Here is a 13149-nt window from a genome sequence, read left to right as displayed (position 1 = left end):
TAGCATCGTGGAGAGTTGCTTTGCCGATACAAACTGTTACTGGATTTCGCAGGACATCATGTCCGGTGTCAATTCGACGCGAGAATGGCCGCACGAGTCACGGCGCGCGTTCGCCGAACGATGTCGGGATCGGGAAGTCGTGGGGTTGGCGGAAGGAATGTCCGACTTCAGGCGCACCTTTGCAATGCGGAAGTGTCACCGATCCGGCGGTCATGCCAGAGGTGACTGTCCGGGCATCCCGAAGCGGTGTCCTCGACCCGGAGGCGCGGCTGCGAACGGCCGAGTCACCACGTCACGGTTCGTCGCGCATCTCGGTGAGCTGCCGGCTGAGCGCCTGGACCTGCAAGGCCAGTTCACGCAGCAACCGCCGGTGGTGCCTGTCCCGCTTCTTGCTGCCCTTCTTGCCGTGCCACCTGTGGGGCGTGGTGGCCGGGAAAAGCGCCGAAGGAGCCTGCGCGGGCTGTTCATGCCGGCTGCATGCGCAGCCGAGCCGGCAGGCGCAGGGGACGGGGCCGCTCTGCCTGTCAGCCGCGGCGCAGGAAGTTCGAGCATGAGGGCACACCGCGATGCTCGCGGTCGCGGTGCCATGGCCGGTGCGGTCGGGCTCGCCGGGCAGCTCGGCGGTGACGGTGGCGGTACAGGACAGCGGCCCCGGAGCCGTGGCCGTGGTGCGCAACTGGAGCTCGGCGGTGCTGCCCGCGGACAGGGCCTCGATCGCCCACCGGCCGGTGGCCCGGTCATAGGACGGCGCTCCTTCGGCCGACACGAGCTCAAGGTCCGCCGGGAGATCGACGGAGACGACAACGCCGGTGGCCTGGACGGGCCCAGGGTTACTCACCGCCAGGTGGAAGGTGATGTCCTCGCCCACGGCGGCGTACGGCCGGTCGGCGACGATCGTCGCGGCAAGTTCGGCCGCCTGCGCTTCGGTCGCGGGATCGACGGCCACGTAGGTCGTGTCGGAGGTGGAGGTCAGTTGCTCGCCGGCGTCGCCGCGGGCGCCCGCGTAGGTGGCGGTGGCCTGATGAGAGAGCGTCCGACCGGCGCCCTCGGGCTCCACCCGGACCGTGAACTGGGCGGTGACGCCGTCGGGCAGCTCGACGGTGGAGGGCAGCGTGCCGCCCTGGGCGGCGGTGGCGCCCTGCCCCACCGGCAGGGTGAGCCGGCCGGTGGTCGAGTCGTACCAGCCGTTGCCGCTGCTCTGGCCGGACCCCTCTTCGAGTTTCAGGGATCCGGGCACGTAGCTGGTTCCGGCGGGGACGGTGCCGCACAGGATGAGGTTCTCGGCGGGGATGCCACCATGGTTCTTCAGGTTGACGGTATAGGTGATGGTGTCGCCGACGACGGCTCCGGACTCCGGCACGGCGGTGGTGGCCACCACCACGCAGGGCGCGGTGCCGAACACGACGTCGTCCAGGAAGTTGCCGACGGTGGGGTCGCCGGTGGCGGTCCCACCGGCCTCGAAGGCGAACCGGGTCACCGTCTGCCCCGCCGGGACCTTGTAGGAGTCGGCGTGCGGCACCCATTCGGCGGTGCCGTCGGTGAAGGTCCAGGTCTTGTTCGGCTTCCTGCCAGGTCGCCCGATCTTCACCGACATCGTGTCGTCGCCCTCGCGGCCGCGGTGCCGCAGGCTCCAGTACAGCGTGGTTCCGGGCGTGGTCTCCAGATCCTGGTACAGCGCGGCGGACTCGTTGGCGTTGAGCTCGGCGAACTGCTCTCCGTGCGCCGCGGGCACGCCCCTGCGGCTGTGCCAGATCTCGATCACACGGTCGGAGGCCGTCGTCAGCCAGCCGGGCACCGAGTCCGCACCGGGCTCGGAGGCGTCGTGCAGCATCTGGTTTCCAACGGCGATCTTCGGCTCCTCGAAACTGCCGTTGACCAGGGCGACCCGTGGGGGCACGTCCAGTGGCGTCGGGGACTGGGAGGCAGGCGGCTGATCGACGGGATCGGCGCCGGTCGCGATCCGGGCGGCGACCGCGGCGGTGTCGGCGATGCGAGGGGACATGTGATCCTTCCACGCGAGCGGGAGCAACGAGAAGGGCTTCACGCAGAGTAATTCATTTCTGACGGAGTGCAACCGGGAGGTTTTGGACGGGTAAAGGCCGGGCCGTCCGCGAGCGGGCGCTGGTCCTCACCGTCCGACCAGCCCCTTTGCGCCGTGCGAGCCGCGCTCCTCCGCGCGAGCCGGCGTGAGCGAGAGGGAAAGGGAATAGGCACGGCTGGTAAGCGGGACATGGCCGCGCAGTCGGCAGGTCACCGCCAGGATCGCCGCGTCGATGACGGCGGCGGGGGCGTAGAGGTCCGTGCCGTGCCACAACGGCCGGTGGCCCGTCCCTGCGGCGGCAAGGCACCAGCGCGTAGAGGTCGGGGCCGCCCAAGGCGCCGTCCCGGCGCTGCAGAGCCACCAGGTAGTCGATGCGCGCGTGATGGCTTCACACCCACGGCGCCAGGCGTACCAGCCGGGCGGTCTCGTAGACCGAGAGGGGCATCCGCGCCCCGGGACTCGCGGCGGTACCGGCCCGGAACGCCCTATCCAAACCGCCCATGAGCAGCTTTCTCATCGGGTAACCGTGCATGGCCCTCGAAATATCGGCAAATAGGGACTAAATCGCTCCATTTGGAGTGGGCGAGCTCATCCGAGCGCGGCCTCTTCGAATTATTCGACGAAAGCTCCGCTGGGGTGTTGACAGTCGACGGGCGGCCCGATGCATACTCGCACTCGACGAGGCTCCCCCGGAAAAAGATCCACGTCAATCGGCGATCTCTACGGATTCGGAGCCGAGGCCCTACCATGTGGGAAAGGTGGCGTCGTGGCAAGAAGATCCGTTTTCGATGACATGATCAGACGCTCCGAAAAGTCCGGCAACCGCCACGCCAAGGCCGTGCGGAAAAGTCTCGGCGTGAAGAAAAAGAAGAAGAGCGGGAAGAAGCGCGCCAAGCGGAACGAGCGCGATATCCGCGAGCTCGCCGGGCAGATCAGCATGCTCAGCCAGCAGATCGCCGACATGAAGAAGTAGCCGGACCCGAACACCGTGCCGCCGGCCGATCGCGCCGGCGGGTAGGGAGAACGCGTGCCCGCAGGCAGGGCCAGCCGCACCATCAAGATCGCTTCCCGGTCGGCCGCCCACGAGGCGACCCGCAGTCTCCGGGCGCGGCTGGCCCGGCAGCAGGTCCCCGCCGACGGTCTGCGCAGGCAGGAGCGGGCGAGGGCGCTGCGGGCGATGCTGGAGGACCTGGGTCCGATCTACATCAAGCTCGGGCAGATACTGGCGACCAGGCCCGACATCATGCCCCAGTACCTGATGGACGAGTTCGCCAACCTCAACGACCAGGCACGCATCGAGCCCTTCCGGGTCTTCGAACCCGTCATAGAAGCCGAGATGGGCGGGCACTGGCGTTCCCGCTTCCAGGAGATCAACACCGAGCGGCCGCTGGGCGCCGCCTCCGTCGCCCAGGTCTACCGCGGCGTCTGGACCGACGGCCGTCCCTGCGTGCTGAAAGTGCAGCGCCCCGGAACCTCGGCGGCCATGCTGGGCGACATGGCCGTGCTGCGCAGGGTCGCCGGCCTCCTGCACCGGGCGGCCCCGCACATGTGCGAGGTCATCGATGTCAAGTCGATGATGGACGTGGTGTTCACCGCCATGGAGGCCGAGGTGGACTTCACGCGCGAGGCCCGCAACATGAAGGACGCGCGCAAGGCCGCGCGGCACTTCAAGCAGGTCAAGGTCCCCAAGGTCATCGAGGCGACGCCGCGCGTGCTGGTCCAGACCTTCGTCGACGGCACGCCGATCAACCGGGTGAAGGACGACCAGCTGTCGGACAAGCAGCGCAAGAAGATCGCTTACCAGCTGATGGGATTCATGTTCCGCGGCTACTTCGTCGACCGCGCCTTCCACGCCGACCCCCACCCGGGGAACATCCTCATCGACCAGGACGGGAAGGCGTATGTGATCGACTGGGGGATGTACGGAAAGATCGACAGGAACGCGAGCCTGATCCTGCTCAAGGGCCTCGTCGGGATGGCGCGCGGCGACGGCGCGGCTCTGGCGAGGGACTGGATCAAACTGGGCTCGCTCACGCCCTGGAGCAACAGCACCCGTTTCGCCAACGACGTGTCGAACACCATTCCCTACTGGGCGAACGCCACCCTGGAGGAGTTGAATTTCGGGGTCGCCCTGATGTCGCTCGCCCGCTACTCCACCGAACGCGGAATCCAGGTCAGCCCGCTCGTCTCCCTGATCGGCAAGTCGATGGGGAACATCGAAGGATCCGTGCGGTCCATCTACCCCAGACTGAAGTTCGATAAAGCATTGGGCATGGTGATGCAGGACATCGCCCGCGAGCTCCTGGCGGACAGCCTCGGCCCGGAGAACGGGATGCACATGCTCCTGGATTCGATCTACTCGTTCAACAACTCGTCCTCTCAGATGCAGTCCGTCCTCGGCGACATGACCACTGGCCAACTCGGTATCAACGTCCGGACCAACCAGGCGGACCCTCTCGGCCCGAGGCGGGGGCAGCGCCTGAAGCACCATGTCTCCCTCGGCTCCACGGCCGCCGCGGCCGCGGCCGAGACGGTGGTCCGGCGGACGCTCGGTGGTTGACCGCTCCGCCGAGGGCCGCGCCACCAGCCCCGCCCGACCCGAAGGGAGATCCCGACATGCCACCGACGAACCCGCCGACCGGTTCGGCGACCAGGCTCCAATGGCTGGTCGACCGGGCGGCGATCAGCGATCTGCTCCTGGACTTCGCCCGCGCGCTCGACGACCAGGACTGGCCGGGCTACGCGGCCGACTTCGCCGAGGACGGCGCGCTCACCGTCTCACCGCTCATCGCCCAGAGCATCACCCACCGCGGACGCGAGGGCATGGCCGAGTTCGTCGCCGGCAACCTCGGCCGGTACGCCGGCACCCACCACCTCAGCACCAACCACGCGATCACCCTGGACGGGGACACGGCCGAAGCGCGGTCCTGCTTCTTCGCCGCGCACCTGCTCGACGCGAGCGACCCGCGACGGCACGCCGACGGAGCCGGATGGCACCACTGGAAGCTCTGCCGCACCCCCGAAGGCTGGCGCATCGCCCACTGCACCATGCAGATCTGCTACTTCTCCGCCGAACCTTTCCTGGCATGAGACAGGGGCCTGCTCGTGGCGGGCTCCGTCAACGTCGCCTTCGTCGCCGCATACCGCACCGGTGCCTCGGCGGCTCAGGCGCTGCTGATCGGGAGCGGCGTTGCGGCCACCGCGCTCAGCGTCCACTTCACCGCCGCGGCTGCACCAGTTGACAGAGAGCCCAGGCGCCGCTGGCCAGGCTGCCGACTCAGGTGTCCGCCACGATCGCCGCGGGCTCGGCGAACTGGCTCGGACCCGAAGGCCGGACGGGCACCCCGTCCGTGTCCTCGCCCGCTGATGGGCGGCACCAGACCATCAGCGTGGCGGTCGACGACTGGGTTCGTGACGTCCACGAACGCGTGGTCAGGAGTGTGTTGCCGGTGGCGGGGAGGCGCTTGAGCGCGGACTGGAGGTGGTTGGCTCAGTGGTCAAGAGTGCGGTCTGTTGGGCCGCCCATTGGGCGGCGGCGTCGGCGACCGGAACCGTCGGATTGACCAGCCACGCCGCCTCGAGGCCGTAGCAGAATGCGATGATCTCCATGGCTTTCAGTCGCGGGTCCACGTCGTCGCGCATCTCACCCCGTTTCTGGGCGGACCGCAGCGTGGCCGCGACGCGGTCGATCGTCGTCCAGTAGCCCTCGGCGAGGCGGGGATGGAGGTCGGTGTCCTTACCGACGTTCTCCGCGAGCACCACCGTGTTCAGGCCGATCAGGCTGTACACGCTGTCGTCATGCGGCTGGCTCGGCCAGTCGGCCATGTGCCTAGCGATGATCCACAGGATTCCGAGGCCGGGATCGGGCCCGTCGCCCCACAGCCACTGCTCAGTGAACTCCAGGTAGCGGTCGAGCACGGCGTTGAGCAGCGCCTCCTTGCTGCCGAAGTGATACAGGAGCCCGGCCTGTGAGACGCCTGCTTCGGCCGCGATGTCGCTGAGGCTGGTGCCCCGTGCTCCGTTGCGCGCGATGAACCGCACGGCGACCTCGACGATGCGCTCCCGAGTCTCGATGCCCTTGGCCGACGAGGTCTTGGGCCTGGGGGAAGGGGGCACGGCTGGTTCTCCCTCGCGCTGACGAAAGGTCGGCCCAAGTATAGACAACTGACTGAGTACTCAGTAACCTCCCGGAAACAGACTGAGCGATCAGTCAGTCTTAAGTCCGGGCAGATGGGGGACCGAGTGAGCACAGGGTTCGGGCAGAAGCGGCCGGACGTCCGCGATGGGGACGCGCCGCCTCGGCCGCACGAGCAGGTCCGCGGGTTTCTGGCGCGAGCGGCGCCGTCGCCCGACCCCTGGGTCGCGGACCTCGCCACTCTGCGCACGGACGCGCGGGAACGAGTCCTGGCGGTGACAGGTGATCCGCAACCCGTGGTGTCTGTCGAGGCGATCGACGCGGACGGAGTCGGGTGCCGGCTGTACCGGCCCACCGGCAGGGAGCGGGCAGTGCTCGTCTGGGCCCATGGAGGCGGCTGGATCCACGGCGACCTGGACACCGCCGACGGCGTCGCCCGGGCTCTCGCGAACCGGGGGGGCTGCGCCGTGCTCTCCGTCGACTACCGACTTGCGCCCGAGCACCCGTTTCCCGGCGGCTTCGACGACGTATGGACCGCCGTCGACTGGGCGCGGCGCGTCTTCGACGGTGTCGCTGTCGGCGGGGACAGCTCAGGCGGCAACCTCGCGGCAGCGGCGGCCCTCAAGGCTCGCGACGACGGGGTCGGGATGGCGGTTCAGCTGCTCGTGTACCCGGTGCTCGACAGCACGGAGGACACCGACTACAAGATCGCGTTCAAGCGGCGATACGCCCGCTTCGCCGGTCAGCCGGGCTACGGTCCCAACACCTACCGGCGCCTCAAGCACATCTGGGGGGCCTACGTCCCCGACCCGGCGCTGCGCACCTGTCCGTACGCGTCGCCGCTTCACGCACCGTCATTGGCGGGCGTTGCACCCGCAATGATCATCACCGCCGAACACGACTTTCTCCGCGGCGAGGCCGAGGACTACGCCGGGCGGCTGCAGGCCGAGGGCGTGCCCGTCGATCTGCGCGAGTACGTCGGCCAGATCCACGGCTTCTTCGAGATGTTCAGCGTGATGACTGATGCGCACCATGCCGTCGACGTCGCCGGGGATGCCCTGCGTCGGGCCTTTCGGCACCTAGACCCCATCTAGCTTGCGAAGGAATTCCAGTGCGATCACTGACCCACTGCCGCAGGGCCGTCCGGTTGGCCGCCGCCACGGCAGCCGGAGCGCTGCTCCTCTCTGCGTGCGCACCGGGCGCGACGTCCGAGGCGGACAAGTCGTCGAAGCCGGTGAACACAGACATCGGCACAAAGCCCGTCACGCTGAACCTTCTCGTCACCAGCGGCACTGACGTGCCGTTCTTCACGGCACTCGGCAAGCTGTTCCACGCCGAGCACGCCAACGTCACCGTCAAGGTGACCAGCCAGGACTACGGTGCGCTGACCACCAACATCCCGCACATCCTCTCCGGCGGCAACGTGCCCGACCTGATCCGGGTCCCACAGTTCGGCAACCTGATCAACAACCGCCTCCTGACGGACCTCGACCCCTACGCGAAGGCCTACGGCTGGGCCGGCTGGCCCCAATCACAGTTCGCCTCGACTCGTGTCGCGGCCGACGGCAAGCAGCGCGGAACGGGCTCGTTGTACGGCGCCGGTCCGGGCTTCGGCCTCACGGGCGTGTACTACGACAAAGCGCTCGCGCAGCGGATCGGGATGGCCCGGCCGCCGGCGACCGTCGCCGAGTTCGAGGGGCTCCTCGCCAAGGCCAAGAGCGCCGGGCTGCAGCCGCTGATGACCAACGGCAAGGACGGGGGGACCGTGTACCCGTTGCAGAACCTGCAGATGGCCTATGCGGGCAACGCGCAGGGCGTCCAGGACTGGAACTTCGCCAAGCCCGGCGCGAACATCGACACGCCCGCGACGGTGAAGGCCGCCACCACGCTGCGCCGCTGGGCCCAGGCCGGTTATCTGCCGGCCGACGTGAACGCCATCGACCAGACCAAGGCGCCCGCCGAATTCATGAAGGGCAAGGCCGTCTTCTTCCCCAGCGGGAACTGGCAGGCCCCCGGCCTGGACAAGTCCGGCCCGGGCAGGTTCGGTTTCTTCCTCTTCCCGCCCGGCGAAGCGGGCGGTTCCTCCTGGGCGATGACCGCCCCCGCCACCCTGGGGATCCCGGCGAAGTCGCAGCACGCCGACGTCGCGGCCGCGTTCCTCGACTTCGTCCAGACCGACCCCCGGGCCCGGCAGGGCACGGTGACACTGGGCGGCCTCGTTCCGGCCGGTCCGGCGGATGCCACCGTGCCCACCGCGCCGGCCGGATCCGCCGTCGCCGCGACCGTCGCGGCATTTCAGACCCTGCTGAGAAGCGACGGGCTGGTGGGGTTCATGGCCGATGCCACCGCGTCGATCAACGTGAACACCCTGGTGCCGCAGACGCAGCTTCTTCTCAGCGGCAAGACGTCGCCGAAGGCGTTCGCGGCCAAGGTCCAGGACGACTATGAACGCGATCTCGGGCGCTGACGCCGCACCTGGCGATCCGGTTCCGTCCCTATCGGGAGGCCCAATGTCGACGATCTCCGATCCGCTCGGGACGGGCAGGGCTTCGGCCGAGTCTGTTCCGCCGAGCACGACAGATACCGGCAGACATCCCGCGTCCGGTGAGTCGGGCCGGCGTCCCTGGGGGTCCAGGGCCCGGACCCGGCAGTGGAGCGCACTGCTCTGGGTGGCGCCGGGGTTCGGAATGTATGCGATTTTCGTGCTGTACCCCATGGTCCAGTCGGTGCAGTACTCCTTCTACGACTGGGACGGCATCGGCACGGCCTCGCCGGCGGGGCTGGACAACTGGAAGGCGCTCGTCACCCAGTCGGAGCTTCTGCACTCCGTCGAACACGCCTTCGTTCTGATCGTGTTCTACACGGTGCTGCCGGTGGGACTCGGCCTGGTCGCGGCGACGCTCATCCGGGAACTCAAGCCAGGCCCGTTCAACACCGTCGCCCGGGTGGTCCTCTTCATTCCCCAGGTGTTGCCGCTGGTCGCGGCCGGCATCGCGTGGACGTGGATGTACTCCTCGGACGGGCTCGTCAATCAGATCCTGCGGGCGTTCGGCCTCGGTTCGCACACGCGGGCGTGGCTTGGTGACTTCACATTCGCCCTCCCGGCCGTCGGGGTGATCGGCGTGTGGGTGATGCTCGGTTTCTGCACGGTGCTGATGCTCGCCGGCATCGGCAAGATCGACCCGTCCCTGTACGAGGCCGCCCGGTTGGACGGTGCGGGACGGTTCCGCGAGTTCTTCGCCGTGACGCTGCCCGGGCTGCGTCAGGAACTCGTCGTCTGCACCACGTTCACCATGATCGCCGCCCTGGCCAGCTTCGACGTGATCCAGATCTCGACCCAGGGAGGGCCCGGTTACCAGACGATGGTCCCCGGCGTGGAGATCTACCGGCTCACGTTCCTCCAGCAGCACGTCGGCCAGGCGTCCGCGCTGGCGGTGTTCCTGGCCGTCCTCGTCCTCGTCGTCATCTGGCCGATCCAGCGGCTGGGGAGGCAGAAGTGAGGACCCCCGCCGCGCAGCGCGCCACCCGCACCGCCATCCTGCTCGCGCTGATGCTGTTCGCCGTCCTGCCCCTGGTCAGCATGTTCACCACCGCCCTCGCGGCACCGGGCAGCTCTCCACAGGGAATCAGCTGGCCGGCCGACCCGCACTGGCACAACTTCCGAGACGCGTGGAGCGCCGCGAACTTCCTCGCCCTGTTCCGTTCCAGCGCTCTGATCGTGTTGGGCGTCGTCCCGGCCACCGTGGCGATGGCCACCGCCGCGGGCTACGCACTCGCCCAGCTGAAGGTGCCCGGCGGAAAGGCGATCTACGCCGTACTGCTCGTGGGCCTCACCCTGCCGGTCGAGGCGCTCATCACCCCGCTCTACTACAACATCCAGAGCCTAGGCCTGCTGGGAACGCGGTCGGCGATCGTCCTGCCGCTCATCGGGCTGCTGATGCCGTTCGGCGTCTTCTGGATGCGGGCCCACTTCCTCGGTGCCGAGACGGCGCTCACGGAGGCGGCGAAGATCGACGGCGCCGGCACCTGGCAGACCTTCCGCCGTATCCACCTGCCGCTGGCCACTCCGGCCCTGTCCGCGCTCTCGGTCCTGTTCTTTCTCGCCACGTGGAACCAGTACCTGCTGCCGCTGGTCCTCGTCGACGACCCGACGAAACGCACGGTGGCCGGGGGGCTCGGCGCCTTCCAGGGCCAGTACGGCACCGACACCGTGCTGCTCTGCGCCGGATCACTGCTGATCATCCTGCCCTCGCTGGTGATCTTCCTGCTCTTCCAGCGCAACTTCGTCAAGGCACTGCTGCAAGGGGCCGTCAAGTGAACGGGCCCGATGCCCCTGCGGGTGTCGGGCCGCTCCGCCCCTGGGCCGCTCTGCTCTCAGATCGCCCCGCCCTCTCAGACAGTCCTGTGCCACTTCGGACCTCCAGCAGCCAACTAAGGACTATTGACAACCTTACTTTGACCCATCAAACTCCAAAGTGCTCTCGGATTGGAGTGAAGATGTCTCAGACCAGGCGGGTGGGCGAACAGGCGCAGGGTGCCGCGGGCGCGGACGCGGCGACCTCGGAGATCGTGAATCTGGTGCGATCGAGACCGGGGCTGTCCCGGACCGAGATCGCAGCTGACACGGCTTTGAGCAAGACGGTGGTCAACCACCGCGTCCAGGATCTGCTGGCGGCCGGAGTCCTCACCTCGACGGGGATGCTCCCCAGTTCGGGCGGGCGGCCGGCGAAGGGGCTGCGGCTGGCGGCGCAGAAGGGGTTCGTGCTCGCCGCGGAACTCGGCATGACGCACGTCCGGGTGGCGGCCGCCGACCTGTACGGGCGGCCACTGCGCGTCGCCGAGGAGGCACTGGACATGGCCGGCAGCCCGGAGGTGGTGCTGAAGGCCCTCGCCGCGGTCATGACCTCCTGCGCCCGGGACGCCGCGCCCGATGCCCGGCTTTGCGGTATCGGGCTGGGGGTCCCGGCTCCGGTGGAGTTCACCACCGGACGGACGGTCGCCCCTCCGGTCAACCCCGACTGGCACGAGTTCCCCATCAAGGACTGGCTGGAGCGCCGGTTCGGCGTGCCGGCCTGGGTCGACAACGAGGTGAACCTGATGGCGCTGGCCGAGTCGCGGATCGGTGCCGCCGCCGGCCACGACAACGCACTGGTCATCAAGATCGGCGCGTGGGTGGGCGCCGGGTTGATCTCGAACGGAATGCTGCACCGCGGCGCGCAGGGCTGCGCCGGGAGCCTGGTGAGCATGGCGGGCGGTGAGGAACTGCTGCACGAGGCGGCGATCGTGGCGGCCAAGCATCCGGGCGGGCCGCTGCACACCCTTTTCGCGGCCGGCCGGCCACGTGTGGAGGACATCGTCCGGCTCGCCGAGGAGGGCGACGAGCCCAGCAGCCTGCTGCTGCGCGAAGCGGCGGAGAACATCGGCCGCACCATCGCGGTCTGCGTGGACTTCTTCAACCCGTCGATCGTCGTGATCGCCGGCGGTCTCGGGGCGTCGGGGAACCAGTTCCTGGCACGGGTCCGCAAGGTCGTGTACGGCAACGCGCTGGCGCTGGCGACCCGTGATCTCGTGATCGCCCCCTCGCCGCTCGGCCCCGACTCGGGGATGCTCGGGGCCGCGCTGCTCGCCCTGGACCAGGCCTTCGCCGCCGAGCACTTCGCCGACACGCTGGAGCGGCTCGCCGTTGACGCGGCGGGCGGCCGGGGAGCTCCGCGATGAGCGTCCCGCAGCAGTTGCGGACGCTGATCGTCGGTGGGCGTGGGGTCGGCGCCGTGCACGCCCAGGCGCTGCGTCACGTCCGGAACGCCTCGGTCGTGGCGGTGGCGGGTTCCTCCCAGCGGACGGCGCGGGAGACGGCGCGCCGCCTAGGCGTCCCCCGATGGGGCGACTACCGGGAGTTGATCGCCGCTCCCGAGACGGAGGTGGTGCACGTGTGCACTCCCAACGACGAGCATCTGCCGGTGGTCCGGGCGGCCGTCCTGGCGGGCAAGCACGTCGTCTGCGAGAAGCCCGTGGCGGCCACGGTGGCGCATGCGGCCGAGATGGTCAGGCTCACCACCCGCGGCATGGGGAAGGCGTTCCTGTGCTACAAGTACCGCTACCTGCCGCTGGTGCGGCGGCTACGCGAACTGGTCGCGGGCGGGGTGCTGGGCCCGATCCACGCGGTCCGCGGGCACTACCTGCAGAGCTGGAAGCTCGATGCCGCCCCGGGGGACTGGCGCTGCGATCCCGCGCGCGCGGGATTCTCGCCGGTACTGCTCGACATCGGCACGCATCTCATCGACCTCGTCGAGCACGTCCTGGGGGTCCCGGCGACCAGGCCGACCGCCCGGATCCGCGACGCGGGGCCGGCCGGTCTGCCGCAGGCGAACGTCCTGTTCAGCGCGGGGGAGGCGCTGGGAAGCATCGCCGTCTCCCAGGTCTCCCCGGCCAGTGACAACCACCTCTTCCTCCAGGTCGACGGCCGCGACGCCACCGCGACGTGGAAGTACGACCACCACGAATCCCTGCTGATGACCCGGCAGGACGGCCCCACCGCGCTCGACACCGGGTCCGCGGGAGGACTTCGCCAGGTCGCCACCACCGGCTGGGAGAACTCCGAGGCGCCCCTGGCCAGCGCGATCGCGCTGTTCCAGGACATCTACGACCAGATCCAGGTTCCGGACCGGAGCGAACGGCCGCCACAACTGGTCGATGGTCTCCGTCACCTGCGCTTCTTTGCCGAGGCCTTCACCGAAGGCGGGTCCGGCGCCCGCGCGGGGCGCACCCACGAGCCGACCGCGACAGAAGACGCCTGACGTCCTCGGACACCACGCAGGCCGGCACATCGAACAGCACGTTCTTCTCCCTCGTACCTGGAGCGTTCCATGGTCCATCGCAGGCAACACCCCCGCTTCCCCTCCCCTCCGGGGAGTCCCGTCGAGACCATCAAGACGGCACCCACCAAGAGAACGGCACCCACCAGGAAGGTGTT

The 13149-nt window shown here is 69.0% G+C and carries 12 protein-coding genes; 9 read left to right on the top strand and 3 right to left on the bottom strand.

Annotation, left to right across the window (positions count from 1 at the left end):
- Positions 1-292 precede the first annotated feature (292 nt).
- Together CHC11_RS12360 and CHC11_RS43410 are read right to left on the bottom strand one after the other, a co-directional pair.
- Entirely contained in the window at positions 293-2002 is a 1710-nt protein-coding gene (locus CHC11_RS12360; protein WP_089311842.1) for a DUF11 domain-containing protein, read from the bottom strand.
- Between the two features lie 427 nt (positions 2003-2429).
- Positions 2430-2558, bottom strand: a complete 129-nt coding sequence (locus CHC11_RS43410) for a hypothetical protein (protein WP_281258308.1) — start codon at positions 2556-2558, stop codon at positions 2430-2432.
- 249 nt (positions 2559-2807) lie between these two features.
- Between CHC11_RS43410 and CHC11_RS12350 the strand changes: the two genes are divergently transcribed.
- The 3 genes from CHC11_RS12350 to CHC11_RS12340 are packed head-to-tail and all read left to right on the top strand — an operon-like array spanning position 2808 to position 5131.
- Positions 2808-3014, top strand: a complete 207-nt coding sequence (locus CHC11_RS12350; protein WP_143227038.1) for a hypothetical protein — start codon at positions 2808-2810, stop codon at positions 3012-3014.
- 54 nt (positions 3015-3068) lie between these two features.
- Positions 3069-4601, top strand: coding sequence for an ABC1 kinase family protein (locus CHC11_RS12345; RefSeq protein WP_089311839.1), 1533 nt, complete (start codon positions 3069-3071; stop codon positions 4599-4601).
- A gap of 56 nt (positions 4602-4657) precedes the next feature.
- Positions 4658-5131, top strand: coding sequence for a nuclear transport factor 2 family protein (locus tag CHC11_RS12340; protein ID WP_089311838.1), 474 nt, complete (start codon positions 4658-4660; stop codon positions 5129-5131).
- Between the two features lie 342 nt (positions 5132-5473).
- Here the strand turns inward: CHC11_RS12340 and CHC11_RS12335 are convergent, their stop codons facing one another.
- Positions 5474-6157 (bottom strand): TetR/AcrR family transcriptional regulator, encoded by a 684-nt coding sequence (locus tag CHC11_RS12335; RefSeq protein ID WP_179278817.1) that lies wholly within the window; start codon positions 6155-6157, stop codon positions 5474-5476.
- Positions 6158-6283: 126 nt separating this feature from the next.
- Here CHC11_RS12335 and CHC11_RS12330 point away from each other — a divergent pair, with 126 nt between their 5' ends.
- From CHC11_RS12330 to CHC11_RS12305, 6 genes are all read left to right on the top strand, one after another.
- The gene (locus CHC11_RS12330) at positions 6284-7270 is read left to right on the top strand and encodes an alpha/beta hydrolase (protein ID WP_179278816.1); all 987 of its coding nucleotides are present in this window, start codon (positions 6284-6286) and stop codon (positions 7268-7270) included.
- A gap of 17 nt (positions 7271-7287) precedes the next feature.
- Positions 7288-8643 carry an ABC transporter substrate-binding protein gene (locus CHC11_RS12325; RefSeq protein WP_179278815.1) on the top strand — a complete coding sequence of 452 codons (1356 nt, stop codon included), beginning with the start codon at positions 7288-7290 and terminating at the stop codon, positions 8641-8643.
- A 235-nt stretch (positions 8644-8878) separates the two neighbouring features.
- A complete protein-coding gene (locus CHC11_RS12320; protein ID WP_218826045.1) occupies positions 8879-9676 on the top strand; it encodes a carbohydrate ABC transporter permease in 798 nt (265 codons plus the stop codon).
- A complete protein-coding gene (locus CHC11_RS12315; RefSeq protein ID WP_245919124.1) occupies positions 9673-10494 on the top strand; it encodes a carbohydrate ABC transporter permease in 822 nt (273 codons plus the stop codon). The genes CHC11_RS12320 and CHC11_RS12315 overlap by 4 nt, the downstream gene beginning before the upstream one ends.
- 179 nt (positions 10495-10673) lie before the next feature.
- Positions 10674-11894 carry an ROK family transcriptional regulator gene (locus CHC11_RS12310; protein ID WP_089311833.1) on the top strand — a complete coding sequence of 407 codons (1221 nt, stop codon included), beginning with the start codon at positions 10674-10676 and terminating at the stop codon, positions 11892-11894.
- Positions 11891-12973 (top strand): Gfo/Idh/MocA family protein, encoded by a 1083-nt coding sequence (locus CHC11_RS12305; protein ID WP_089311832.1) that lies wholly within the window; start codon positions 11891-11893, stop codon positions 12971-12973. The genes CHC11_RS12310 and CHC11_RS12305 overlap by 4 nt, the downstream gene beginning before the upstream one ends.
- Positions 12974-13149 lie beyond the last annotated feature (176 nt).

Source organism: Actinomadura mexicana (assembly GCF_900188105.1).
Lineage (GTDB): Bacteria > Actinomycetota > Actinomycetes > Streptosporangiales > Streptosporangiaceae > Spirillospora > Spirillospora mexicana.
This window is presented reverse-complemented; position numbering and strand designations above follow the sequence as displayed.

Coding starts and splice junctions, on each gene's coding strand:
- CHC11_RS12340 (WP_089311838.1), top strand. CDS start 4,658: ATGCCACCGACGAACCCGCCGACCGGTTCGGCGACCAGGCTCCAATGG.
- CHC11_RS43410 (WP_281258308.1), bottom strand. CDS start 2,558: ATGAGAAAGCTGCTCATGGGCGGTTTGGATAGGGCGTTCCGGGCCGGT.
- CHC11_RS12305 (WP_089311832.1), top strand. CDS start 11,891: ATGAGCGTCCCGCAGCAGTTGCGGACGCTGATCGTCGGTGGGCGTGGG.
- CHC11_RS12310 (WP_089311833.1), top strand. CDS start 10,674: ATGTCTCAGACCAGGCGGGTGGGCGAACAGGCGCAGGGTGCCGCGGGC.
- CHC11_RS12360 (WP_089311842.1), bottom strand. CDS start 2,002: ATGTCCCCTCGCATCGCCGACACCGCCGCGGTCGCCGCCCGGATCGCG.